Below are 26,957 nucleotides of genomic sequence, written 5' to 3'. Positions count from 1 at the left end.
GGTCAACCCGCCTTCAGATTTTATTCGCCCAGATAGGCCTTGCGGATTTCCGGGTTGTCGAGCAGCGTTTTGGCGTCATCCTCCAGGGTGATGGCACCGGTTTCGAGCACGTAGCCGCGAGAGGCGGCCTGCAGGGCCAGGTTGGCGTTCTGCTCCACCAGCAAAATAGTGGTGCCGTTTTTTTCGTTAATGTCGTGGATAATGTCGAAAATCTGCTGGACGATGAGCGGTGCCAGCCCCAATGAGGGCTCGTCCAGCAACAGCACCTTGGGCCGGGTCATCAGGGCCCGGGCAATGGCCAGCATCTGCTGTTCGCCACCGGAAAGGGTCCCGCCATGCTGTTTGCGGCGGTCCTGGAGGATCGGAAACAGATCGAACATGTGCTGGCGGTCTTTTTCCACATCGGCTTTGTCCTTGCGGTAAAAGGCGCCCAGTTCCAGGTTCTCGTCCACGGTGAGGCGCGGGAAGATCCGGCGCCCCTCGGGCACCTGGCACAGCCCGGTGGGCGGGAGGGTCTCGGCGGCCTTGCCGTGGATCGGCTCGCCGTTGTACCAGATTTCGCCCTGATCAATTGGGATCACGCAGCAGGTCGTCATCAGGGTGGTCGATTTGCCGGCGCCGTTGGCGCCGATGATGGCGACGATTTCCCCGGGATAGACCTTCAGGGAGATGCCTTTCAGCGCCTTGATGTTGCCATAGCTGGCATGGACGTCTTTGAGCTCGAGAATCGGTTGTGCGGACATCTATCCCTCCCTTTCTTCGGATCTCGAACCCATCCGTTTGGCCGGGATCAGGCCGGCGGGTCGGAACAGCATCATGACCACCATGGCCATACCAAAAGCGAGCATGCGGTAGAGTTCGAACTCGCGGAACACCTCGGGCAGCACGATCAGGGCGGCGGCACCGAGGATAATGCCGGGAATGGAGCCCATGCCGCCCAGCACCACCATGCTGAGCACCATGGCCGATTCCAGGAAGGTGAAGCTCTCCGGGCTGACAAAGCGCATGCGGGCACAGAAAAAGGCCCCGGCCAGTCCGGCGAAAAGCGCGCCCATGCCGTAGGCCAGAAGCTTGAGCAGGAAGGTGTTGACGCCCATCAGTTCGGCGGCGGTTTCGTCCTCGCGGATCGATTCCCAGGCCCGTCCGATTCTGGAATAGTTCAGGTGGCGCACCGCAATGATGGTGACGACCGCCAGGGCTAGGGCGATGTAATAGAGAAAGTGTAATTTTTTCAGAACGAACAGCTCGAATCCGAAACCGCCGTCAAAGGTCGGAATGATAATGCTGGGCGGCTTGACACCAAGAATGCCGTTGGGGCCGTTGGTCAGGGACATCCAGTTGTTCAGGATCAGGCGTACGATTTCGCCGAACCCCAGGGTGACAATGGCCAGGTAGTCTCCGCGCATACGCAGGGTCGGGTATCCGATGAGGCAGCCGGCGATCATGGCAAGGGCCGCGGCGATGGGCAGGCAGAGCCAGAAGGACATGCCGAAATGGATATTCAGCAGGGCGTAGGTGTAGGCGCCCACCCCGTAAAAGGCGATGTAGCCCAGATCCAGCATGCCGGCCAGCCCCACCACCACGTTTAACCCCAGACCCAGGCAGATGTAAATCAGCACATTGATGGCCACGTCCTGGGCATACCGGGAAGTAAATACGGGAAAGATGCCCGTTAAGACCAGTGCCAGGAGAATCCAGAACCATGTGGGAACGATACCGGCCGTTGCCGCGACGCGGCTCCGGGCGGCCGACAAGGGCGTGGTCACCGGTTTGAGGCTGCCACTTTGATTCATTACGTAGAGCAGCAGGCAGACGAAAGAGGCGGCAGCAATATAGAGCCAGAGGGTGAAGGCGTTGGCGAAGGAGAGGGTGCCATCGGCGTGGATGCCCACCAGCGGCCAGATAATGCCCATCAGCCACAGCAGGCCGATGGCGTAGCTTTTCCAGATTTTTTTAAACTCGTGTATCATCGACGTTCTCACCCATGATTCCAGTCGGTTTAAAGTAAAGCACGGCAATCAGTATGATGAAGGCGAATACGTCCTTGTACTGCCCGGAGATATAGCCGGCACCGAAGATCTCGACCATGCCGATGATCAATCCGCCCAGCATGGCGCCGGTGATGTTGCCGATGCCACCTAACACCGCTGCGGCAAATGCCTTGATACCGGGGACGAACCCCATGTCGTAGCGAACCGAACCGTAGTAGAGCCCGACCATGATGCCGGCGGCAGCGGCCAGCCCGGAACCGATGGCAAATGTGAGCGAGATGATCCGGTTGCTGCTGATGGCCACCAGGGACGTCATGATTTTGTCCTGGGCGGTGGCGCGCATGGCCATGCCGATACGGGTCTTGAAGACCAGCAGGTTGAGTCCCACCAGGAGCAGAATGGTCAGACCGACGATCATCATCTGTAGCACGCTGATGCGGATGTCGCCGAAAACCAGCCCGCCGGAGAATTTCTCACCCGGATAAGGCTTGTCGAAGACCCCCTGGGTCAGCATCAGGGCGTTCTGGAGAAAAATGGACATGCCCAGGGCGGACAGCAGCACGGCCAGCCGCGACTGATGACGCAGGGGTTTGTAGGCCACTTTTTCCACGGCCATGGCCAGAAATGCACAGTAGGCCATGGTGAGTGCCAGCGAAGCGGCGAGGCACAGCCAGGGATTGGAATCCATCAGACCACGACCGGCAAAGTAATTAAGAACAATCACCCCCACATACCCGCCGGCGGCGAAAAACTCGCCATGGGCGAAATTGATCAGCTGGATGACACCATACACCATGGTATACCCGAGGGCGATCAGCGCGTAGAGGCCGCCCAATGTCAGACCGTTTATCAGTTGTTGAATGAAATATTCCATATTGTCTTTATTTTGCGGGTTGGCCTGATCATTCAGGCGGACGTCGGGGCCGGCGGGTCCGGCTCGCTGCCGGACCCGCCGTGGATCGTGTCGCTTTGCTCAGTTTGCTGCGTTACTTCAAAATGCCTTTTTCCGGGGTCCAGTACAGCTTGTAATCGCCGCCGTCGATTTTGAACGCCACGTAGGAAGAACCGCTGTCCCCATTGGGTCTGAACTTCACATGCTTGGATGCGCCGTCATAATCCAGCTTCATCATCTCGGCTTTGATTTTTGCCGGATCGGTGGAACCGGCATTTTTAATGGCGGTCATCAGGGCGATGGCCGCATCGTAGGCATAGGTGCCGTATGCACCGATCTGGCCGTATTTGGCGGAAAAGCGTTTCTCATATGCCTTGTAGGCGTCGGTGGTTTTGTCGGTGTAACCATAGGTGACATAGACCCCTTCGGCCGCATCCTTGGCCACGCTGATGAAGTTGGGATGAAACATGGCGTCCTGGGAAATGATTTTGGACTTGAGGCCCATGCGTTTGGCCTGGATGGCCATCAGGGAGCCGGAGGCATGATTCTGCAGGCTCATGTAGAAAACGTCGGCATTCTTGTCTCTGGCCATGGTGAGAATGGCAGAGAAGTCTTTGTCGCCCTGGTTGACGTGGTCGCGGCCCAATACAGTGAGGCCCATCTCTTTGCAGGCTTTCTCAACGCCGTCGGCCAGCCCCTGGGAGTAGGTGGTTTTGTCATCCAGAATGAAAATGGTTTTGGCGCCCAGGGCCTCTTTCATGAACTTGACGGCGGCCGGGGCCTGGTCATCGTCGCGACCGCACATGCGGAACATGTAGGGCAGACCACGGTCGGTGACTTTCTCGTTGGTCGAAGCCGGGGTGATCATGATGATGTCTTCCTCGGCCAGGGTCTCGGACGCCGGGATGGTGGACGAGGAGCAGTAGGCCCCGATGACGCCGACCACTTCCAGGTTGATCAGTTTGTTGGCGGAGGCCACGGCCTGTTTCGGGTCGCAGGCGGTGTCCTGGGGGAACAGCTCGATCTTGTCGTAACCGGGGACGCCGCCCTGGTCGTTGATGACGTCGATGGCGCACAGGACACCGTTTTTAATGTCATTGCCATCGGCGGCATAGGGGCCGGTAAGGGGTCCCATGGAACCCAGTTTGAGGGTTTTGGCAGTTGCCGTGTCCATGAGAAAGGGAACCACCATGATACCAAGTACCAGTGCGACCAACAGTTTTCTTTTCATTTGATACTCCTCCTGATTTTATTGTTGTTTCTGACTTGCCGGTTGGCCCAGGTAGGCTTCGATCACCTGCGGGTTGGACTGAATCTCCTCGGGGGTCCCCTCAGCGATTTTTAGCCCATGGTCAACACAGACAATCCGGTTGCAAACACCCATGACCACTTTCATGTCGTGCTCCACCAGAAGCACGTCAATGCCCAGTTCCGATATGCGTGAAATATCCTTCATCAATGCCGAGCTTTCCGACGGATTCATGCCGGCGGCCGGTTCGTCCAGCAGCAGCATCTTGGGCTGGGAGGCCAGTGCCCGGGAAATCTCGAGGCGCCGCTGCAGGCCGTAGGGCAGGTTGGAGGCCACGGTGTCGGCATACGCGTCGACCCCCATGAAGGTCAGGGCCTCCAGCGCCTTATTCCGGATCTGGCGCTCTTCCCGGCGCTGGGAACCGGTCCGGAAAATGGCCCCGACCACTCCGATCCCCGAGCGGCAGTGGCGGGCCACCATGGCGTTTTCCACCGCGGTCATGGCCGAAAAGAGACGAATGTTCTGAAAGGTGCGGGCAATACCTCGGGAAAAGATCTCATGGGGACGCTTTCCCAGAATACTGTTGCCATCGAACCGCACATCGCCGCTGGTGGCTCTGTAGACCCCGGTCAGCACGTTAAAGACCGTGGTTTTGCCAGCCCCGTTGGGGCCGATCAGACCGACGATCTCACCGGTGTTGATGGAAAAGCTCAGTTCAGACAGAGCGACCAGTCCGCCGAATTTTACGGTGATGTTGTCCATTTCCAGTTGTGCCATAATCCGTAACCGTCACTCCTTGTCTTGCATGGCCTGATGCCAACATGCCGCCACCTGCCGATGGGACTTACTTCAGGTTTTGCTGTTCACGGGTTTCCATATAGCCGTTGAATCGGCTGACGTGGGCCCGGGCGATACTGCCGGCCCTTTTCGCGTCCCCCGCTTCCATGGCGGCCACCACATCTTCGAGATCCTTGAAGTTCTCGTTCATTTCCCGTTCTTCCATCACCAGATACTCGTCATAATATCGGCGAATGTTTTCATGGATGGTTTTGAGGATGGAGATATAGATGGGGTTGCCGGTCAGTTTGGCGAAGCCCAGATGGATGTTTTTGTCAGCCGTGAGGAATTCCGATACCGCTTCCGTTCCACGGTTGACGCACTGCCTGGCTTCCTCGAGAAGGTTTTTCAGGTATATCCTGTCCGATTCGGTCATTTGCCGGGTGGCTAGCTCGACCACATCGCCTTCGACCCGTTCACGGAATTCGGCGATGTGCCGCAATGAGACTTTCTGAGATCGGATCAAAAGATCCAGACTCTCGGCAACCATGTCCGATGATACGGCCTTGACCACCGCACCGCCACCCATGCCCAGTTTGATTTCAATCAGCCCTTTTTGTTCCAGTACTCGCAATGCCTCGCGCAGGGTACTGCGACTGGTCTGCAACATCTCCTTGAGTTCACGCTCGGCGGGAAGGCGGTCACCGACTTTAAGGCGGCCCTGAATGATGGCTTCCTGAATCTGCTCGACCACATCCTGGAAGATGCGGTTCTGTTTGGCGGCACGGAACAATGGGTTCATAGTTCTATGATTCAATTCCAGCTACACGGGATAAAACGAGTTGATCGTTTTTATGGGAATACTGAAAAACAGCAAATGATCGTTTGAATGGTCAGACCATTTACATGAGCATTCGCTCTTTGTCAAGATGGATTCTTTTTAAAATTACCATTTAGTTTATCTACCGTGTTGCAGTAAGCGTGTGGCAAATTTGAAACTATTTTTTTTCAAGTATCGCGCCAAACACAACAGATATATATTATCATACATAATAACAAATGGTTGTTTGTTATTATGTATGATATATTCGGCTGGTAAAGACACAAATATGTAGTTAGTATACTACTAATATGTCGAAAATGTCTGAAATGGAAAGATGTTGGATTTCGGGGTGGTGAGGCACAAAAATAAAAAGATCTTTCCGCATCTACGAAAAGATCTTTTTATTTTTATGTGGAACGCTTTCCCTCCGCCGGTGCCCGATGCGCGTGGCGGGGTGAAAAGCGGTATTGCCGATGTGGAAGTTAACCCGGCCGGCCTTTCGGATTGTCAACCAATCATTTCATCAACGGGCGTGTAGTCCAGTCCGAAGGCTTCGGCCACAGCCCGGTAGGTGATCTTGCCGTCGACCACGTTGGCGCCCAGGCGGATCTCGCGGCTCGCCTGCATGGCCGCCTTCCAGCCCTGGTCGGCGATCTTCAGGGCGTAGGGCAACGTTGCGTTGGTCAGGGCCAGGGTCGAGGTTTTGGCCACGGCGCCGGGCATGTTGGCCACACAGTAATGCACCACGTTGTCCACCACATAGGTGGGATGGCTGTGGGTGGTCGCCTTGGAGGTCTCGAAGCAGCCTCCCTGGTCGATGGCCACGTCCACCAGCACCGATCCGGGTTTCATGGTCGGCAGCATGTCGCGGGTGACCAGCTTGGGCGCCTTGGCACCGGGAATCAGCACCGCCCCCACGACCACGTCGGCCCGGGTGACCAGATCACGGATCGCCGCCGGGCTGGACATCAGGGTGAAGCAGTTGGCCGGCATCACGTCGCTCAGGTAGCGCAGCCGGTCCAGGTTCATGTCCAACAGGTAGACCTTGGCACCCAGGCCGCAGGCCATCTTGGCCGCGTTAACGCCCACCACGCCGCCGCCGATCACCACCACCATGCCCGGGTCCACGCCGGGGACGCCACCCAGCAGCACGCCCTGGCCCCCCTGGGCCATCTCCAGGTACTTGGCCCCCTGCTGGATGGCCATGCGGCCGGCCACTTCGCTCATGGGGGTGAGCAGGGGCAGCGTGCCGTCGGCCTTCTGGATGGTTTCGTAGGCAATGCACACCGCACGGCTTTTGATCAGGGCCCGGGTCTGGGGCTCGTCAGCGGCCAGGTGCAGGTAGGTGAAGACGATCTGACCCTCGCGAATCAGGTCGTACTCGGCGGCCAGCGGCTCCTTGACGTGCATGACCATGTCGGCCTTGGCGTAGATGTCCCGGGGGCTATCGATCAGGGTCGCCCCGGCCTTGGCATATGCGTCGTCGTCAAAGCCGCTGCCGGCACCGGCGCTGTTTTCAACCAAAACCGTATGGCCATGGTGGATCATCACTTCCACCCCCGCCGGGGTCATGCTTACCCGGTTCTCTTCCGCTTTGATCTCTTTCAGAATTCCGATAATCATGGTCACTCCTTGATGGAATCTACCTCATAAGAAACCGATATTAACGGTTGCCAACGGTGAGTCTGTTTGCTGATGATCAGCATCAAAGCAAAACGTTTGCCAGAAATGAAATCGAGCCTGGTTTGATGGGCGGGTCGGTGCCTGGAGGTCGCCGGTATGATTGTAAAGGTTAAAAAAAATAATAATGATGCAAAACGGTTATAGACATGCCGATATCTGCCGGCCAGATGCATGCGGAGCCAATTCGGCGTCGGGAAGGTTGGCCTGAAGCAGTGTTGCTGTTTGTCAATTGTGGAACAAAATAGTGCCAAAAAGTTTTCGCTTGTATGAAAAATTATATAAAATTTAATCATATAAGAAATATTGGAAACAAAACGTTAAATGGAACGAAAAAATTCCATTGCGCGCAGGCGGCGAGGTTTCACTGGGGCCGGCGACGATAACCACCACTGGCGGCGATTGCAGTTATCCCCTCTTGCCGCCTGGCCGGTCAACATTGGCCAGGCAGCTGTTTGCCGTTTACGATTCGGTTTCGGCATTTTCCCGGGGGGATGGGGTGGGCGCATTCTTTCCGCGCTTGCGGCGCCATTGAAGGGGTTTCCAGAGCTGATCCTTGGCAAAACAACCCCAGCCCCAGCGCAGCCAGGCCATCAGGCTGAACGCCAGCCAGAGGGACCAGAGCAGCATGAGCAGGTGATAGACCCATTGGGGCAGACTGATTACCCAGGCCATGGGCATGAGGCCATCAATGCGGTCCTGGGTCCAGTTGAGCTGGAAGCGGGTGGAGCCGTTGCCGCTGATCTGCATGTCCGGGATACCCAGAAGGCCGCGTTCGATGGCCGAATAGAGGGCGGCCAGGGCAGCCAGGGTAAGCAGGACCAGCAGGACCTGGCCCAGATTGAAGACCGCCGCCCGCGTGGACACCGCCTTTCGGCAACGGGCCCCCAGCGCCAGCAGCCAGCCGACCACGACCGCGGCCAGGGCGGCCGGGACTTGGGTCAGCCCCAGTCCCAGCAGCATCCAGTGATGGGTTCGCAGGGGGGTGAGCGTGGTTTTGCCAAGGCCGACGCCGGCAACGAGCACCACGATCACATAGCTCCAGAAAAGCACCGCCGGTCCAAGCTGCGGCCCTCCGGCAAAAAGGATCCAGCGATGGGCGGGCATATGCATGGTCATGGTGGCATTGACCGCTGTTCCGCCCACATGCACCCGGGGGGCTTCGAGGCGCGTGGCCGAGATGCTCAGCGCCAGCCACTGGACTTCGATAGCCTGCCTGCCCGGTTCGATGGGAACGGTTACCAGCTGGCCATCCTGGCGGATGGGCAGACTTTTGCCATTGATCGTGACTCCTTGGAGATTGGCTGCCGCAGGCAGTTCAATCTGATGGCGGCCGCCTTTGCTGGCGCGAATGGACAGGGCCAGGGTTGCCTTGATGAACCGCTTTCCGGGAGTCATTGAAAGTCGGGCGCTGTCGATGGTGAGCGTCCGCCCGGCAATCGCTTCGGGCCGGGTGACGGCGATGGTCACGGTTTCACCCGGCCAGGGCTGCCACTGGGGTTGCCAGTTGCGGGCCTGATCCTGGTGGTGGACCACGGTCAGACCCGAGGTCGTACATTGCCACATGGTGCCCGCATCCAGGATCCAGGTTTCGGTCCAGGGAGCATGGCCGGGTGCCGTCAGCCGGATGGTGGGGGTGATCGGCAGGCTTGCCGAAAACGTGGTCTGCATCGTTTCCGGTCCCAGGGTGAGCTGGGCAACGCCGCCTTCTACCTGGATACTGGCGGTTGTCACCGCGGCCCCGTCCGGCAGGGGGATGTTGAGCAGGACCGGCGTGCCAGGTCTGGTGAGCCGCTTGACGTGGGTGGTGACCTCCCATTGAATGCTCAGATGAAGGGTACGCGTGATCTGAAAAAAAGCGGGGATTTCGATTTTGGGAGCGGGCGCTGCCGCGGCGGATTCATCGCGATTCGTGCGGGTCAGGGAAACCGCGGCTTCCATGCCGCCGTCGGACCGGAAACCACGGGCCTGCCAGCCCACACCGGCGTAGGTCCCCTGATGGGGGCGAATGGGGAAGGCAATACGGATTTCGTTGGCGCTGCCCGTGGGGCCGACCATTTTGATCCGATGGACGCCCTGGGGCAGAACCATCCACAGGTTGCCGCGATCGTCACGGGCGAGGCTGCGGACCGGTTCGTTGTCCATCGTCAGTTGGGTCGGCCGCCACTGTTCCTGGGTGGTCGGCAGGGGAATGGCCGTATCGGTCAAGGCATGGGCATGCAGGATCAGGCGAATCTGATCGGGGGTGGCGGTCAGCTCCAGGCGGCTGATGTCCGCGCAGTGGGGCAGGCAGGGCGGTGGTTCGAGAAGCCGCTGGCGCAGTTCGTCCAGAAGCGGTTGGGGCGGAAAGCCCTGCACGGTGGTCTCGGCGCGCAGCCCACCCATCGGTGCCAGAAGCAGCAGAACCAGCGTGGCCATTGCGGCTGGCGTCGGAGTCGGCAGGTGACGGCGCCAGTGGCGCAGGTCCAGAAAGATCACGATCAGGAGAATTAAAAGCGCGACCCTGGCCAGTCCCAGAAGCAGATTGACAAGGGGGGAGATCAGCCACAGGCGGATCTGCTGCTGCTGATCCACGGGACCGTTCCAACGCAGGTCGACGGTATGCCAGCGCCAGGTCGGCAGACCGGGGCCGGTCTGAATCAGCGCATTCGGATCGGGGGTGAAGCGGTATGGCGGTTTGGCGACGGCAGACGGGGCGGCCTTAAACGATTGTGCCGTTCTCTGCATGGCTTCGCTCGCAACGGTGCGTTCTTTGTCGATCATTACACTTGTATCGAACCCCCCACCTTTTGAACCAAAAAGGAACGGGCTGATGGACCCGCCACGGGCCAGTTGCGGGTAAATGGCGCTGCGGACCTGCTGGATCATGAACGGCAGGCTGATGATCACTAGGGCCACGACCGCGCCGACGCCCCATACCGTCACCAGTTTTCGGAACCAGCCACAGGGCAGGTATTTGAGCAGCGCGGCCACGGCCAACAGATGCAGCCATACCAGGCGCGGTGCCCCCAGCTCATGAAAAATCATGACCAGGGTCACAAGGGCCAAAAGGCCGGTCATTCGGTTGCGAACCTTGACGGTGCTGATGGCGATGACCAGGATGAGGAAAAAGTCCAGCAGGGTCCATTGCTGCAGCCAGGCACCGGGAGGCACATCCACCCCGGCAGCGGAAAAGAGCGTCCAGCCCGGCGGCAGGTTGAGCGTTCCGCGTACCTGCTGAAAATCGTGATCCCAGCCGACGGCCGGCAGGCCGGCATTTTTTCTGGGCAGGCGGCTGTCGGCCTCCAGGGCAAGGCGGCCACGGCGAAGCTGAACACCGGGCAAGCCCTTTTCGCCCTGGCGGGTGATCAGCTGATCCTCACCGTCCAGGGCCACCCGGCCCAGGGCCATGGGCGGGACCATGGCCAGGTGCCAGGTGCGGCTCAGGGTGCCGTTGATGCGGTCGTGCAGGGTGAAGCCGCCACCGTCGAAATCGAGCCACCAGGTCCGCTGCAGGTTCAGTTGGTCCGGCGCCGGATCCGGGTCGCCCCGGCGGATGGTCTCGATGGCCAGTGTGCCGGCCGGTGCCATGCGGTAGGCCGGATAGCCTTTCCATGCATCGGGCATCCGGGTGCGTGACGGCTCAATGGCGGGTGCGCCGGAGAGTTTGACCATGCGCAGGTCGTGAAAGGCCCTGAAGGACCAGATCTCGTCCCCATAGGCGCCTTTGCCGGTGGTGAGCTGGTTGACGGGACCCTCTCGTCGCACCGTCGCCCGGATGTCCCAGCGACCGGGTTTGCCTTGCAGCACGAGCGTGTTGCCGTCGGTGATCCGGGCGGGCAGGGGGCTGTCGATGGCCAGCAGGGTCGAATCCTCGGGCAGCAGGTGGGGAAGACGGATATCCCGGGCGCGGCCGGATACCTCAAGCAGGATCCGGGTCGTGATGCGCAGGGGAATGTCATCTTCGATCAGCCGGAAGAGGGTGGCGGAAAAGGTGTCTTCCCGGCCGACCGCCTCGTCTTTGCCGTGCAGTCGCAGCCAGCCGCCTTCTTCCAGTTCCGGCAAAGCCACTTCATGGCCGGCCACGTTCAGGTCGACCATGCCCACGGCTGGCGGTATCTGGATACGTTCCGGCAGCCGGTTCCACATGAAGAGCCCGCGGATGCGGTGATCACCCGGTTCCAGCCAGACCCAGGGTTGCGCGTTCCGGCCGGTCACGGGCAGGCGGTCCTCTCCGTTGGTGACCGATTCGGGCCAGTGCTTCGGGTCGCCCGGAAGACGCATCCAGGTGGGCGCGTAAACGGTTACTTCCTGTTCGAATACGCCGCCCGTCACACCGGCATTTACCCTCAGCCGGGAGGGCCACCAGCAGCGCTGCTGCGTCCCGTCGTCAAAATGGGCCGGACACTGGCGTTCGGTCTTCCCGTGAAGCACCCACTCTTTCCAGGGGGCCAGGGGGGCGGGGACCTCAATGGCCTGCGCCGGCGCTGCAACACCGGCCAGGGTTTTTACGATACATCCCACAATCAGGGCAACCACAACCGCTCGCGTACGACTCATGAATCCTCCTCGCTGGGGTGGGCATCGGTCCTTCATCCGTCATGGGGCCTGCCGGTCTCCTGCAGGGCGGCGTGGGCCGCGGCCAGGCGGGCAATGGGCACCCGGAAGGGGGAGCAAGAGACGTAGGTCAGCCCCAGTTGATGGCACAAGGCGATGGACTGCGGATCCCCGCCATGCTCGCCGCAGATGCCGCACTCCAGATCCGGTTTGCTGGCGCGGCCTTTTCTCACCGCCATGTCGATGAGCTGGCCGACCCCGTCCCGGTCCAGGGTGGCAAAGGGGTTGGCCGGCAGAATGCCGCCCTCCATGTATTCGATGAGAAAACCGGCTTCGGCATCGTCCCGGGAGATGCCGAAAGTGGTCTGGGTCAGGTCATTGGTGCCGAAGGAGAAGAACTCGGCATGTTCGGCGATCCGGTCGGCGGTCAGGGCCGCCCGGGGCAGTTCGATCATGGTGCCGAATTTGTAGCCGATCGTCACGCCCTGCTCGGCCATCACCGTCCGGGCCTCGGCCTCCAGCACCGTGCGCTGGCGGATCAGTTCGTTGACATGGCTGGTCAGCGGGATCATCACCTCCGGGTGGACATCGATGCCCTCCTTGACCACCATGCAGGCCGCTTCGAAGATGGCCCGCACCTGCATGCTGGTCAATTCGGGAATATAGATTCCCAGGCGCACGCCGCGCAGCCCCAGCATGGGATTGGCCTCGCGCAGACTCAGGGCCCGTTTGCGCAGCTGCTCCTTCTGGCGGATGTCGCTCAACAGGGCATCAATGGCCGCCATGTCCGGGGCATGTTTGAGCTGGATTTTCAGGTCGGCCAGCTCGGCCACCAGCTCCACCAGGTCGGGCAGGAACTCGTGCAGGGGCGGATCGATCAGGCGGATGATCACCGGTCGCCCATCCATCACCCGGAAGAGTCCGGCGAAGTCTTCCCGCTGGAAGGGCAGCAGGGCCGCCAGGGCCTCGCGACGTTCCACCGGGTAGTCGGCCATGATCATTTTCTGGAAGTAGGGCAGCCGGTCGGTCTCGAAAAACATGTGCTCGGAACGGCACAGGCCGATTCCCTGGGCACCGTACTCCACCGCCCGCCGGGCGTCGCGGGGATAGTCGGCATTGGCCCAGACCCCCAGGGTGCGGAACGAATCGGCCCAGCCAAGCAGTTTGATCAGCCAGGGATCCTTGATATCCGGTACCATGGTGGCCAGCTGGCCTTCATAGACCACGCCGGCGGTGCCGTCAATGCTGATCCACTCGCCTCAGCTCTGACGCATGAATAAAAAGAATCAGGGGTTGGTCACGATTAGGGCCCCACTTTTCATCACCCGGCTAACGTCTTCACACTTTTATGACCAAGATTTGCTCCTCAGACAATTGTCATGACATAATCTCAATTATGTCTGACCGTGGACTCCCATCTCTTCCAGGCTTGAGAGGCTGTTTCGCTTTGTTTTGGTACGGCTACTGCTACACCAACCGAAGCTGAAAAGGGGCGGCCAGACGAATTTCCAGCCATTCATAATCCAACCAGGGGTTGGCTATGGTCTCGCGAATAAAGCGAATAAGGCCTCGCACGCCGGTATCTTTGACGACCTTGGCCAGCCGTTCCGAATAGCGAGCCAAAACGTTGAACATATGGCCCAGACGCATTAAATAGTGATATCCCTTCATGACATTCCAGTTATACGAAAAGCAGTGCTCATAGCGATATCCATGATGTTTTTCAACCAGGATACCGGTTTCGATGCCCCAGCGCGCGCGTGCGCCCAGATTGCACCGTTCGTGAAGATTAAACCGGTTCAACGGTTTGCTGGACAGCCACACGTGTCGGCTGCTTTTGTCCTCCAATTGCCCGGTTTGCGGGTTAACCTGTTGCCAGCGCTCTTGGCATTCGACGACGTGCAGGATTTGGCTTTTTTTATCGTTCGGACCAAACCGATAGTCGATACTGTTTACCCATTTGAACACCTGTTTTCTGTTGCCCCATCCCTGGCGGAAACGATTTTTTATCTCAAGTGCCGCAAGCGCTTCAAATTCACTCATCACGCTGGGAAGGGATTTGTCTTTCAGGACGATCATGAACTGCCATTTATTTTTGCGGCAAACCTCTACCACGGGACCCTTGGCGTAAAGCCCATCGATTAACACCATGATTTTCAGCGCCGGAAAGGCCGACTTCAGGCGTTGGGCCAATCGGTAAAAGGCTTTAAGCTCGCAGTCCTGTTTATCATTGGCGGTGTCGCCTTCGGTGTAGCTTAACATTTCACTCATCAACGGAATAGTCATGCCATCGCGAAACGCCAGATTGGCCTCTAAAATATAGACATGGTATTGAAGGTGCTCCCCATCCGCTTGCGTAACGGTGCGCTGCAAACACTCCTCGGCCCAAATCCAGTCACGCTTAAATTTGCCGGTGCCATCGATCGCGATCGGATAGCACTCGTCAATCAAATAGCGCCGAAATTTCTTTTTCCGGATCAATTGCCGGATCAACTCAAGATGCAACTGTTCGATTTGATTGACGTCGATCACCGCCAGTAACCGTTTGAGCGTGTCATGATGGGGCAAACTTTCAAGCTCTGGGAAGAAAAACTGCAGATTCTGCCAAAACAGCGGCCGGGACATCTCCCGGTTGGCCTCGCGACTAGAGCTCATCTGAAAAACAAACATCAGTATCCCATAGATCATCAGGGTCGACAGATTGTGCTTGATCTTTTTAGGATTTCTCGGGTCCTCGATTTTGGACAGTTGCTTAAGCAGCACAGGCATCTTGGCCCGAAAGATCCCTATTTTCTCGGCAACCGCCTCATTGCGGGCAGTGTACTCCTGCTCAATGCTTTCGTATTTACACTTGCCGTTTGAAATCGTGGCATGTGATGGCGCCTTAAAGCCCTTGGCCTTTTCATCCTGACGCAATTTTTTCTGTGCATGTTTGCGCTGTTTGATTTGGGCTTTGATCTGCTCACGACTGGGTCTGCGGCTGGTTTTTTTCATCCGTCAGCCCTCCCCTGAACATAACACTTGCCGAAAATTATCCGCCAGCGGATAAACAAAGATCTTTTTCGGACTGGTGGCGTAGCTTTGACCCTGTCGAATAAGCCCCATTCCGCGGGTCATGCCAAGATACCTAAAATTGGCCGCCCGGTAGCACGTCCCATCGAAATAGTGCGGATCGACAAAGGTTTCCAGCAAAACCGGCCGATAGCCCCAGCGCTCCTGCCAGTGCCGCCCCAACTCCCTGATCGCCTTGCCCAATGCGCAGCTTGCCAAGTACCTGACCTTTACCCACGGAAAAATCAAATACCGCCCATTGTTGACAACAAATCCCAGGTTCCGCAGTCGCTCGTTGGTGCTCCAGCCGATCCATTGATCTCTCTTGATTAGCGCTTTGGCCGCTCCTGAAAACAGCATACACCCCAATAGCGTGCCTGCGCCTTCGACAAAATAGCGCAAATAACATCCAAATGGCTTCTTGTCCCCCAAGTAGTGGTAACGGCTCAGGTATTCATTAAAAAGCGCCTTATCTGCTTTGCCTTGTACGACCCTGAGCCGGATCGGCCCGATATCCGAAAGCTTGCCCACGACTGGCTCTTGAGGCTGGATCCGATGGGATGCTATCGGCTGCTTGCCGCTTTTGCGGCCGCTATCGCGTTTAGCGGGCAATCGTATGCGCCCTTGCGCTTCCAAACGCTTGAGCAACTTCAGGCAGGCGTCCACTTTATTGCCGCCGGAAGCGGTGTGCCAGCCCAAATGCTCACATACCGTTTGGGCCAACTCCCACTGACTCAACCGCCAAAATGTCTCAACGGTTTCGCGAATTTGCGCAAGCTCCTCACTCTCAATCTGCCGTCCACACTGGACTATCAAAGCGACCTCCTTTTCAAGTGTAGCGTCACGACTAGGATGCGTGCTTACAAACATCCTATGCTACCTCTACCAAAAGCCCGATCGCTTGTCTATAGCTATTTTGAGACAAACTTTTTTTGATGTCTGTCTATCTCGCTGGTATCAGTGGGTTTAAATAGTTATGCGTCAGTGCTGCGGCAAAAAAAACGGTTAACCGGGATGACGCCGGTTAACCGCTAAGGAGGAGAAAAGATGAAAATTATTAGGTTGACAATCTACAAAAGCAATTGGCTTGCCAATAATGGGCGGCTGGATTGAAGAAACGCTGAATTTGTTAAAACATATTGAAATCAAGGTTAATAATAAATTTGTGGCGGCGGCGGGCATTCACTGGACCGTATAGTAGCGCCGTGTTTCCGGTTGAAAAAGTTCAAGATCATGAACCTCAAAAAGTCATCAACTTGATTAACATACTGAAATAAAAATTAAAAAATTAAGTTTGGGAAAAGTTCAAGATTTTGAACCCGTATTGTCCCTTCTTTGTGATTATATTCTATCTGATTGTATTATATATGTATTTATGTGGTTTTGATTTTTGAACGGCAGGCGTTGATCCCCAGCGGCCTGGGTCCGTCAGTGGGTTTTCCAGGCAATCGCATGTAACTCAGGTTTATCGAAATCGAAATCGAAATCGAAATCAAAATCGGGATCGAAATCGACGATATATTTTGGAATCACTGGTTGACAAAAGGGCGCTATACGGTTCCTGGTTTTCCGGTTTCCCATGGCACCGATTACCATTGACCGCAAGTCGATAGACATCCAGTCTGCATGTCTCCGTCCCATTTTTTTTTCGATTTCGATAGCGATCCCGATTTCGATTTGGATCATAGTAACGATCCGTACGCGATCACCCTGTAAAGCACATCACATACCAAGGTTACATGCAATTGCCCTGGTGGGTTGCCGGTGGTCTCTTGACAAATGGCAAATCGCCCCCATAATTGTTCATCGTAAAGGTCGAACTAATTATAACCATTGATAAAAGATCGATGAAGGAGCATTCAGGAGAGCCCATGGACGCAAAGAAGGAAACCCATCAGTTTAAGACCGAAGTGCAGCAAATGCTCAATCTGATCATCAACTCCCTCTATTCCAATAAGGACATCTTCCTAAGGGAGTTGATTTCAAATGCATCGGATGCCATCGACAAGGTCCGCTACAAGGCCGAGACCGAGCCGGGGATTCTGGGCGACGACACCGAGTTCAAGATTCATTTGAAGCCCGATGCCATCAAGCAGACCTTTGAAATTTCCGACAACGGCATCGGCATGACCCTCGACGAGGTTCTGGAAAACATCGGTACGATCGCCAAAAGCGGTACCGCTGCCTTTATGGAGGCCATGGAACAGGCCAAAGGCCAGGAGACGCTGATTCCCGAATTGATCGGCCAGTTCGGCGTCGGGTTTTACAGCGCGTTCATGGTCGCCGACAAGATCACCCTGGTTACCCGGGCCGCCGGTACGGCTGCCGATCAAGCGGTCAAATGGGTCTCCACCGGTGACGGATCCTACACCACCGAGACGGTGGAAAAGGCCACCCGCGGTACCACGATCACCCTGGAATTGAAAAAGAAGGGCAAGGACGACAAGGACTTCACCGACCAGTGGGTGATTCGCAACATCGTCAAACAGCACTCCGATTTCGTCAGTTACCCGATTACCATGGAGGTCGAACGCGACGAACCACTGCCCGACGAGGAGATTATCAAAGACAAGGACGGCAAGCCCATCGGAGCTACCACCCGTAAGGTGATGCGCGAAGAGACGCTCAATTCCATGAAGGCCATCTGGACCCGCAGTTCCAGCGAGGTCAAGGATGAAGAGTACGAAGAGTTCTACAAACATCTGAGCCATGACTGGAATGCGCCCATGGAGCGGCTGCATCTCAAGTTCGAAGGTACCACCGAGTACCATGCCCTGCTCTATATCCCCTCCAAGGCGCCTTTCGACCTGTTTACCCCCGAGCGTCGCCACGGCATCCACTTGTACTCCAAGCGGGTTTTCATCATGGACGACTGCAAGGAGCTGATGCCCGAGTATTTCCGTTTCGTCAAAGGGGTCGTGGACGCGTCGGACCTGAACCTCAATGTCAGCCGTGAAATTCTTCAGCAGGACCGCCTGGTGATCAATATCCGCAAGAACCTGGTGAAAAAGCTGTTTGATCTGCTGGAGAAAATGGAAGATGAGAAATACAACCAGTTCTACGATGAGTTCGGCGCTGTCCTGAAGGAGGGTATTTATACGGATCCGACCCGCAAGGAGAAGATAGCCGGGCTGGCCCGCTACAAGACCACCAAGTCCGAGGACAAATGGGTGTCTCTGGATGACTACGTCAAGAACATGGCTGCCGACCAGAAGGAGATCTACTACATCACCGGTGACAAGTTGTCCGCCCTGCTCAACAGCCCGCATCTGGAAAAACTGAAGGAGAAGGATTTCGAGGTGCTGCTGATGACCGATCCGGTGGACGAGTGGGTGGTGCAGTCACTGACCGAGTATGATGGCAAACCGCTCAAGAGCGCTGAAAAAGGCGATTTGGAACTGGATACGGTGGATGATTCCAAAAAAGAAGCCTACAATGCCCTCTTCGGTTTCATCAAGGGCGCCTTGGAAGAGAAGATCAAGGAGGTCAAACCCTCCAGCCGGCTTAAAGACTCCGTTTCCTGTCTCTCCGGGGATACCTGGGATACGAGTGCCTACATGGAAAAACTGCTCAAGGCCTCCGGCCAGAAGACCCCCGAATCCAAACGCGTCTTGGAGCTGAACATGGATCATCCGGTGGTCGAAAAGATAAAAAATCTGTTTGAAAGCGACCGCGATAATCCCGCGCTGAAGGATTACAGCCATCTGCTTTTCGACATGGCGGTAGTCGGAGAAGGCGGTAAACTGGACAACCCGGCCCGTTTTTCCAAAATGGTGGGCGATTTAATGGCCCGAGCCATGTAACCCCATCATCCGGGCGGCGTACTGATTGCCGCCCGGATGGTCAGATGGCGGGCGTGGTGCCCCTTAGGCGATTGGCGGATAAGAATATACCCGGATGCGCAGGATTTTTCATTCGTATTCAAGGCGGGCTTTTTTACGCATAGTGGGGCTATGTGTGGAAAAGCCCAACGCCGAAGACGGATGAAAAGACAAGAAGGCGGGTATATTCTTTGACAGAAATCGCCTTATTCCACGGAATACTTGAACGACAGATTGACCCGGGCGCGGTAAGCGGTCACTTTGCCGTCTTCGACGCGCATATCCAGTTTGGTGATTTCCGCGATCCGCAGATCTTTCAGCGATTTGCCAGCGGTTTCAACCGCATTTTTAGCGGCTTCCTCCCAGGACGACGGGCTGGTGCCTACCAGTTCGATGACTTTGTAAATGCTTTCACTCATGATATCCTCCTTTTGGTGTCTCAGTTGAAAAAAACGAAAACGACCGTTGAAACGACCGGTTCATTTCAACGGAAAGGACCCCAAGACAGGTGGTGCATCAACGACGTGGCAGCAGTTATAGCCTTCAAGATAGTGTTTTCGGGCGGCGTTATCGGTCGTCGCGGTATGGGTTATACAGCTTCCTCCCTCTGGCCTTGCCAAAAACATTATCTTAAAAAACTATAGGAACACGCACAATTCAGCGAAAAAGATGCTCGCAACGATCGGACATACACTGCGGACGGGAGAAAAACGATACTCGTAGTTTATTATGAGAGTCGTCAGCTGGTCAAGGACAGAATTGACGGCGGATTGAAATGCATATTGAAACCCGCTATTATCCACAGACGGATCCGGTTATTGTTCCCCCACCCGAATTGACGAAAGACGGCACCTCATGAAGCCGGTAAAGTGGTTGTTTCATCCGATCTCGGTGTTCATTTTTTCCGTGACAGCCCTGGTGGTATCGCTTTTTCTGTATATCTACTGGTACGTCGGGGTAAGCTCGGGGTTGCGGGCAGCCATGGTGCGCTTCAACCTGGAACAGGATCAGGTGTTTGCCGCCGATACCTGGGTGGTGATTCTGGTGCTTTCCATGCTGATCGGCACCATCTTGCTGGGGATCTTCATTATCTTCGTATTCAGTCAGAAAACCATGCAGCTCTATCGCCTGCAGAACAATTTCATCAACAATTTCACCCATGAACTCAAAACACCGGTGACATCGCTGCAGCTCTATCTGCAAACCTTTTCCAAACACGAACTGGCCCGGGCCGATCAGCTGAAATACATCCAGTACATGCTCCTTGACGTCAACCGGTTGACCGAGAATATCAACCGGATGCTCAATCTCGCCAAACTGGAGAGCAAAAGCTATATGGGTGAGTTTATCGTCTGCGACGTCGTCAAGACGATCAATCGGTTTGTCGAGGAAAACGTCCATCTCTTCAAAGCGTGCCGCATTGTCGTTCACGCACCGGAAAACGCCACCGTTTACCAGCACGTCAACCGACATCTTTTTGAAATGCTGCTCATGAACTTTTTGACCAACGCCATCAAGTACAATGACGCCAAATTCCCCCAGGTGGATATTTTTATCGAATCGGGCCGTAAGCAAACCCGGATCCGTTTTGTTGACAACGGGATCGGTTTCGATCGAAAGGAGATGAAAAAGATATTCCGCAAATTTTACCAGATCGGCCGGTCCGATGATATGACGGCCAAAGGCAGCGGGCTGGGCCTTCATCTGGTGCAGAACATTGCCCGTCTGCACAAGGGCAGGGTGGTTGCCGAGAGTCCGGGGCGGGGCAAGGGGTCCACGTTTACCCTCGTTCTGCCGGCCCTGGAATAGTATTGATTGGAATGAATCGCAGGAGAACGGTTATGGAGCAATCCAAAAAGCGCATCTTAATCATTGAAGATGACCTGCATATTGCCGAGGGTATTCAACTCAACCTGAGCCTGCAGGGCTATGAGGTCATTCTCGCATCGGATGGGGTTTCCGGTCTGAATCAGTGGAAAGAGACCTGCCCCGATCTGGTGATTCTGGACGTCATGCTGCCGGGTATCGACGGACTCTCCATTCTCCAGAGCATTCGCCTGACGGATGAGCGCCTTCCGGTTTTGATTCTTTCCGCCAAGGGGGACCCGGACGATCGCATCAAAGGGCTCGCCTTTGGCGTGGACGATTACCTGGCCAAGCCGTTCAACCTTGAGGAGTTGCTCTTGCGTGTCGAACGCCTGCTGAAACGGGGGAGCTGGAATCAGGAAAATGGAACGACGGTGGCATCGGTTTCCGAAACCTATCGGTTTGGCGACAACCGGATTGACTTTAAAACGCATACCGCCCATTGCCAAATGGGGGAAATCTCGCTGACCGAGCAGGAATCGAAGGTGCTGAAACTGTTCATTGCCCATCGCGGCAAACCGCTGTCGCGGGATAAGCTGCTCCAGATCGGCTGGGGCTACTCCAGAAAAACCTCCACGCGAACGGTAGACAATTTTATCGTTCGTTTCCGCAAGTACTTCGAGGCGGACCCACGCAATCCGATCTATTTTAAAAGTCTGCGGTCGATCGGCTATCTGTTCGATCATGCCGACTGAACGGTGTCTTTCTGCTATTTCCGTTTTAAACCGCCGTCGTCGCCAGGAGGGCACCGCAAACGGCCGGCAGTGTGGCGATCAGTCGCGGCAGAGTGACTGGTCCTTTCAGAAAAATGGTGGCCAGGATAAAGGTGAAGTCAGGCGCGCAGCAGAAAAAGTTGGATAAACCGCGGGTCGAGATTGCCGGCCCGTACCGGCGCGAGTTCCCGTTCGATTTCAGCGAACAGATCTTCGAACACCATTCCCAGCCGGTCGCCCAGATCGGTGGCTGATTCGCCGGCGGCGTCGGCCAGCCACTCGAGGAACCGGGCCTTGCGCGAATCGTCGATGATGCGTCGGCCCTCTTTTTCCGTCCACAGCCAGTCGTAGAACGTCCGGAATGCGGAGAGCGGGATGGCCAGTGGCGTCGCCGTCTCGTCCATGGCAGGACGATTCAGCCACGCCCGGGCCCAGAGGGTCAGGATCAGACTTTTATGGGTCAGGAACCGGCTGCTGCCCAGCATCGGTCTGGTGATGGACAGGCGTTCGAGCAGTGCGTCCACGGCCTTCATCTGCTTGAGTGCCCGGCCGGTGGCATCGATTTCCGCCATGGCCTGAAAATCACGGTAACTGGAACCGGCCACGGCGGGATCGTAGAATTTTGGCCGATCGAGCAGCAATCCGCCCAGCACGCCCAACCACGCTTCGTCCCAGAAGGTGAGTTCCAGCCGCATGGCCTGGAACCAGCTCGATGGGCGCCACCTTTCGGCCTGCCAGTGCAACTCCAGGGCGGCGGCAAAACCGGTTCTGAAAAGGTCGGCCAAAAAGTGGCGTTGCAGGAGCTTGGCCGCCATGGCTTCCCGATTGCCTGACCGGTTGGAGGTGGCCTGCTCAAGGCCGATACTCAAGTATCCGCTCACCTTGGTCACTGCCGCGGCCAGCTGGTCCCGTCCGCGGACGATCTGCCCATCGGCGGTAATGACCTGGTTGCAGAGGCTGGCCAGTTCCGTTTGCAGCAAGTCGATCACATAGGGGGCGTCGATGCTTTTCAGGCCGCGCACGAAGAGATTGTCACCTTCGAGAAACGTGGCCGCCAGGCTGGGCACCGGCAGCGGCATCTCATCGGCAGAAGGCCGATGAAAGCGTTTTTTGCCCCTTGCCGCCAGCTCTCCGGGGCCAAGGGGCTGATAGACGCCGATGGCTTCATGATAGGGCAGAAATCCTTTTTCGGCCAGGCGTCCGTTGCGCAGCCGAAACAGCTCCTCTTCGGTTTCGGCGGGAAGGATGCTTTCCGCTTCCATGAGAAGACCCTGGTAGCGGGGATGATCCCATAGGGAAAGCCGGCGAAACAGTTCGGCCAGCATGGCGTTGCGCTGGTTTTTCAGGGATTCCTCGGCCGGTGTCGATACCGGGTAGTCCACAAAACGCACATAAAAGGTGTCGTCATCGGTAAAATAGCCCTCTCCCAGGTCGGAGGGGGTCTGATCCGACTCGCGGACACACAGTTCCATGTTCCTGAACAGGTACAGTTCCATCAATTCGAGTTTTTCGTCAAAGCACCATTTGATCAGCCGATTCGGATCGGCCTGCAGCAGCAGATTCAGCCAGGTGGTGGCCATGGGGTAGTCCAGCTGGTCCCGCGTCCAGATTTCCGTGTCCAGGAAATATTCCCATTGCCGGTTGGATGCCAGGCCGATCAGGGGCAGGGCGTCGTGGATACCGATGTCGTGAATCAGAAAATGCAGATCCGTTTCGGTAAACGAGTGAACCAGGGCAGCCGGTTGCGGATGGTCAAGGATGGCGGACATGGCTTTTTCCGGTGGCATGGAAAGGATCTGCTGGCGGCTTTCGGCCAACTTCTGAACTCGCCGGGCATGGGTGTCTTGGGGATTTGGGGGCGTCGTCACGGGACGTCTTCTCCTTCGGATCCGGGATCCTATTGTAAAATCGTTGGCAAACGTGGGCCAACCATAATCAGAAATAATAGAAAAACAAGCGGCAGTCGTACGGGTCAGTCCGGATGGCGCCCGCCGATGCGCAGCAGCAGAAGCAGACCGGGAATGGCGATCAGGGTACACAGGATGAAAAATCCGACCCAGCCCAGCCGGGTGGCCAGATAACCGGTGGGTGCCGAGGCCAGCACCCGGGGAACCCCCATGAGGCTCGTGAGCAGGGCATACTGGGTGGCGGTGAAGCGTTTGTCGGTAATGCTGGCCATATACGCCGCGTAGGCCGAGGTGCCCATTCCGGCGGTCAGGTTTTCGAAGGCGATCACCCCGGACAATGCCGCCAGATTGGGGCCCAGAATCGCCAGCAGGGCGAATCCGGCGGTGGAGAGCGCCTGCAGAATGCCAAAGATCCACAGGCTGCCGATGATGCCCAGGCGGATGATCACGATGCCGCCCAACAGGGTTCCCCCGACCGTGGCCCAGAAACCGAACAGCTTGACCACGGCGCCGATCTGGGTTTTGGTGAAGCCGATATCCAGGTAAAAGGGTGTGGTCATGGCTGCCGCCATGGTGTCGCCGATTTTATACATCAGGATGAAAGCCAGCATCCACCACGCACCGGTGCGGCTGAAATACTCCACCAGAGGGTCCACCACGGCGGCTTTGAGGGTCGTCGGAAATTGGTTGACCGTCGGTTCCGGGGTCAGCAAGGTGGCGATGACCCCCGGCAGCAGGCACAGGGCCATGATCGTGTAGACCATTGAAAAAGGGATGTGGTCGGCCAGGATCAGGCCGCCACCGGAAGCCAGAAGCATGCCTACCCGGTAGCCGTTGATGTACAGCGACGATCCCAACCCCAACTCCCGGTCGGGCAGGTCCTCGCGTCGGTAGGCATCGACCACGATATCCTGGGAGGCGCTGCAGAAAGCCACCGCTAGGGCGGCGACGGCCAACAGTTCGGGGTGATCCAGCGGATCGCTGAAGCCCAGCCAGACCAGGCTGCCCATCAGCGCCAGCTGGGCGATCAGGAGCCATCCGCGTCGTCGGCCGAGAACCGGCAAGGCAAACCGGTCGAAGACGGGGGACCAGAAGAATTTGAGCGTATAGGGCAATCCCACCAGCGAGAAGAGTCCGATGGTGGTCAGATCGACACCGGCCTCCGTCATCCATGCCTGGAGTACCGACAGGGTCAGCAGCAGCGGCAGCCCACAGGAAAACCCCATCACCAGCGCCACGAGCATCCGGCGATTGAGCAGGCTGGTGATGATGGATGGTGGTGGCATGAAGATCCGGCCCTAATTGATCAAAGAAAAAAGCGGCAGAGTGATTTTCTGCCGCCTGGGTTGATAACGCGATACGTTCGACCAGCTCAATGATGGGAAGCGTCGGGCGTGCTTTTTCCCTTATAGAGTCTGTTTGATAAATCCGTCTAAGGCCCGCTAACGGCGTTGGGAAGTGTCTCAAAATGCTCACATATTACATATATGCTCCGCTTTCGAGCCACGTTCCGCCTTGTTATCGAGCCTGATCCAGACTTCTCAAACAGGCTCTTACAGAAAAAAGCCACGCCATTTGAGCATTCATCGATGTCTACATGTTCGACAACTGTTCCGGCGTGACGATGGGGCCGAATTTTTCCTTCAGGGCCACCAGGCCGTCGCGCTGTTCTTTCAGGACGTCGAAGAGCCGCGGGGGAATGTTTTCTTCTTTGGAATAAGCGGCTATCTGGAGATCGATCCGTGCCAGGATGTTGTCCACATAAAGAGAAAACTGACGGTTGTAGAGATCTTCCGGATAGGCCTTGTCGATCCGCGTCTCGAAAAGCCTCTGCATATCGGCGTAGCGGGGAATGAAGCCGATGGGCGTCTCGATGGCATCCACATCGCCGTGGGCCCGTTGCTCCAGCCAGGCCAGCCAGGCCTTGACATCCTTTTTCTCGCCCAGCAGTTTTTTGCCGCTGCCCCCCCGGGCCTCATGGGTGAGAAAGTAGTTCAATCCGGCCATGATCGGCCGCTTGCCGTCGGCAATGGCCGCACTGCCAAAAAAATCGAACTGCGCTTTCATGTAATCCCCCAGGGCGCCGGGGATAAAAGGCGCATTGGCCCACGGCGCCCGCTTGACTCCGCTGGCACCCACCTCGGTGGCCGTGGCCGCCGAGACGATGCAGGCCCCGATGGCAACACCGTGGTCGGAGTTCTTGGCGACCCACACCGGCGGCATGGTATCGCTGTCACGGCCGCTGTAAGTGATTACCCGGGTTTCGACCCCTTCGGCCGCTTCGGCTGCCTCCGAGTAGTTGGCCAGGGCCGAGGAGGAGATGGTGCAGCGCGCATTGGGGTGGGAAATGGGGATCTCCTTGCCATTGGCATCTTGCAGGCCCTTTTTCCAGGGGCCCTGGAAGTTGCGGCCCCGGATGGGCTGGGCTTCGCCGTTGCCGGTCCAGTGGGGGGTGCCGGTTTCATCGATCAGCACATTGGACCAGATCACCTCGGATCCGGGATTTCTCAGCCGGTCCATGAGCATGGGATCGCCCTCCCCATTGACATCCTCAACAATGCCGAAAATGCCGCACTCCGGATTGATCGAGCGTACGCTGCCGCTTTCGTCGATCCACATCTGGGCCAGATCGTCACCCACAAAGTGATTGCCGGCCATGGCGGTGGTGGTCTTGCCGCAGCCCGATGGGGCGGCTCCGGCGACCCAGGTAACGCGCCCGTCCGGACCATCGATGCCGGTGATAAACATGTGCTCGGCCAGTTCCCGCCCTTCTCCTTCGTAGACGGCTTTGTCCACGGAGAAACGGTGGTTGCCCTTTTTCAGCAGCAACGTGTTGCCGGCATAGGTGCAGTTGAAGGAGTAGGTGGTGCGGTGGCTGCGGTCCATGAAGACCCTGGCGTTGGGCAGATCTTCGGCCCGGTTGAGGCCCTCGCTGTGGATATTGGTGTAAAAGTGGCCCAGGCGTTCGACCTCTTTTTCAAAATCGTCGAACGCGTTGCGATAGAGAATCTCCGCGCTGTGTGATACATAGGCCGAACTGGTCAGTTCAAGGGCCGGGTTGGTGGCTGCGGCGCCAACCGGACCGCGCATGTAAAGCCCCACGACCATGGTGCCGCCACTCATGATACCGGCCATCTTGGTGCGTACCTCCACCAGGGCGTCGTCCCTGAGAATCTTGTTGGCCAGGGAACTGATCTTCTCGTCCGGATTGGCAATGTAGAAGGTCCGGTCGATGATGCGCCCCTGTTCCTCCTTGAGGTCGTAGTGGATGGTATGCCCGTCCATGGGCAGGACCGCCTCTTCGCCTTTGTTCAGTGCCAGCTGGCGAATGAACTGGCGATCCGCTGCGGAACCGGTGTTGATGTAAACCCGGGCAGGATCGCACATGGCGATGGCATTGGCGATTTTAATCAGAATTTCCGGTTGGCTCAGTTTGCGGATCCGGATCAAGTGGTCGCTGTCCAGCCGTTTTTCAAACAGGGCCTGGGCCTGTTCAACGTTCTGGATGCCTCCCAACTCCTTGACGATATCAATCCCTTCATTTTTTTTCAGCATGCAAAATACCCCTTTTTGGCTGTAATCCGTCGTTCTTGCACGATACCGTCCATTGCCCCGGGCATGGTGACAGGCCTCCATCCTGTCCGATCGCGC

Annotated in this window: 18 protein-coding genes; 3 read left to right on the top strand and 15 right to left on the bottom strand. The window is 57.0% G+C overall.

The annotated features are described in order from the left end of the window. Positions 1-20: 20 nt before the first annotated feature. From GN112_RS15010 to GN112_RS14960, 11 genes are all read right to left on the bottom strand, one after another. A complete protein-coding gene (locus GN112_RS15010) occupies positions 21-743 on the bottom strand; it encodes an ABC transporter ATP-binding protein (protein WP_155310959.1) in 723 nt (240 codons plus the stop codon). After that, positions 744-1,970, bottom strand: a complete 1,227-nt coding sequence (livM, locus tag GN112_RS15005; protein ID WP_155310958.1) for a high-affinity branched-chain amino acid ABC transporter permease LivM — start codon at positions 1,968-1,970, stop codon at positions 744-746. Then, positions 1,954-2,865 carry a branched-chain amino acid ABC transporter permease gene (locus GN112_RS15000; RefSeq protein WP_155310957.1) on the bottom strand — a complete coding sequence of 304 codons (912 nt, stop codon included), beginning with the start codon at positions 2,863-2,865 and terminating at the stop codon, positions 1,954-1,956. Before GN112_RS15000 ends, livM begins: the two co-directional genes overlap by 17 nt. A gap of 112 nt (positions 2,866-2,977) precedes the next feature. After that, the gene (locus GN112_RS14995; RefSeq protein ID WP_155310956.1) at positions 2,978-4,114 is read right to left on the bottom strand and encodes a branched-chain amino acid ABC transporter substrate-binding protein; all 1,137 of its coding nucleotides are present in this window, start codon (positions 4,112-4,114) and stop codon (positions 2,978-2,980) included. An 18-nt stretch (positions 4,115-4,132) separates the two neighbouring features. Next, positions 4,133-4,909 carry an ABC transporter ATP-binding protein gene (locus GN112_RS14990; RefSeq protein ID WP_155310955.1) on the bottom strand — a complete coding sequence of 259 codons (777 nt, stop codon included), beginning with the start codon at positions 4,907-4,909 and terminating at the stop codon, positions 4,133-4,135. A 67-nt stretch (positions 4,910-4,976) separates the two neighbouring features. Continuing rightward, the gene (locus GN112_RS14985; RefSeq protein ID WP_155310954.1) at positions 4,977-5,711 is read right to left on the bottom strand and encodes a FadR/GntR family transcriptional regulator; all 735 of its coding nucleotides are present in this window, start codon (positions 5,709-5,711) and stop codon (positions 4,977-4,979) included. Between the two features lie 528 nt (positions 5,712-6,239). After that, entirely contained in the window at positions 6,240-7,355 is a 1,116-nt protein-coding gene (ald, locus tag GN112_RS14980) for an alanine dehydrogenase (RefSeq protein WP_155310953.1), read from the bottom strand. A gap of 519 nt (positions 7,356-7,874) precedes the next feature. Next, positions 7,875-11,951, bottom strand: a complete 4,077-nt coding sequence (locus tag GN112_RS14975) for a hypothetical protein (protein ID WP_155310952.1) — start codon at positions 11,949-11,951, stop codon at positions 7,875-7,877. A gap of 32 nt (positions 11,952-11,983) precedes the next feature. Then, positions 11,984-13,174 (bottom strand): putative PEP-binding protein, encoded by a 1,191-nt coding sequence (locus GN112_RS14970; protein WP_231717033.1) that lies wholly within the window; start codon positions 13,172-13,174, stop codon positions 11,984-11,986. Positions 13,175-13,415: 241 nt separating this feature from the next. Then, positions 13,416-14,942, bottom strand: coding sequence for a transposase family protein (locus tag GN112_RS14965; RefSeq protein ID WP_155310218.1), 1,527 nt, complete (start codon positions 14,940-14,942; stop codon positions 13,416-13,418). 3 nt (positions 14,943-14,945) lie between these two features. Then, positions 14,946-15,815, bottom strand: a complete 870-nt coding sequence (locus GN112_RS14960) for a Druantia anti-phage system protein DruA (protein ID WP_162458872.1) — start codon at positions 15,813-15,815, stop codon at positions 14,946-14,948. Between the two features lie 1,055 nt (positions 15,816-16,870). Here GN112_RS14960 and htpG point away from each other — a divergent pair. Next, the gene (htpG, locus tag GN112_RS14955) at positions 16,871-18,802 is read left to right on the top strand and encodes a molecular chaperone HtpG (RefSeq protein WP_155310950.1); all 1,932 of its coding nucleotides are present in this window, start codon (positions 16,871-16,873) and stop codon (positions 18,800-18,802) included. A 224-nt stretch (positions 18,803-19,026) separates the two neighbouring features. Here the strand turns inward: htpG and GN112_RS14950 are convergent, their stop codons facing one another. Beyond that, complete coding sequence (locus GN112_RS14950) at positions 19,027-19,239, bottom strand: dodecin family protein (protein WP_155310949.1); 213 nt, start codon at positions 19,237-19,239, stop codon at positions 19,027-19,029. A 436-nt stretch (positions 19,240-19,675) separates the two neighbouring features. Between GN112_RS14950 and GN112_RS14945 the strand changes: the two genes are divergently transcribed. Continuing rightward, a complete protein-coding gene (locus GN112_RS14945) occupies positions 19,676-20,629 on the top strand; it encodes a sensor histidine kinase (protein WP_155310948.1) in 954 nt (317 codons plus the stop codon). Between the two features lie 32 nt (positions 20,630-20,661). After that, positions 20,662-21,381 carry a response regulator transcription factor gene (locus GN112_RS14940; protein WP_155310947.1) on the top strand — a complete coding sequence of 240 codons (720 nt, stop codon included), beginning with the start codon at positions 20,662-20,664 and terminating at the stop codon, positions 21,379-21,381. Between the two features lie 137 nt (positions 21,382-21,518). Here the strand turns inward: GN112_RS14940 and GN112_RS14935 are convergent, their stop codons facing one another. From GN112_RS14935 to GN112_RS14925, 3 genes are all read right to left on the bottom strand, one after another. Next, entirely contained in the window at positions 21,519-23,267 is a 1,749-nt protein-coding gene (locus tag GN112_RS14935; RefSeq protein WP_155310946.1) for a DUF6178 family protein, read from the bottom strand. 104 nt (positions 23,268-23,371) lie between these two features. Further along, positions 23,372-24,592, bottom strand: coding sequence for an AmpG family muropeptide MFS transporter (locus tag GN112_RS14930; RefSeq protein WP_155310945.1), 1,221 nt, complete (start codon positions 24,590-24,592; stop codon positions 23,372-23,374). A gap of 307 nt (positions 24,593-24,899) precedes the next feature. Then, positions 24,900-26,861, bottom strand: coding sequence for a phosphoenolpyruvate carboxykinase (GTP) (locus tag GN112_RS14925; RefSeq protein ID WP_155310944.1), 1,962 nt, complete (start codon positions 26,859-26,861; stop codon positions 24,900-24,902). Positions 26,862-26,957 lie beyond the last annotated feature (96 nt).

This window comes from Desulfosarcina ovata subsp. ovata (genome assembly GCF_009689005.1).
GTDB classification, from domain to species: domain Bacteria; phylum Desulfobacterota; class Desulfobacteria; order Desulfobacterales; family Desulfosarcinaceae; genus Desulfosarcina; species Desulfosarcina ovata.
Note: the sequence above shows the minus strand (reverse complement) of the source record. Positions and strands in the feature narration are given on the sequence as shown.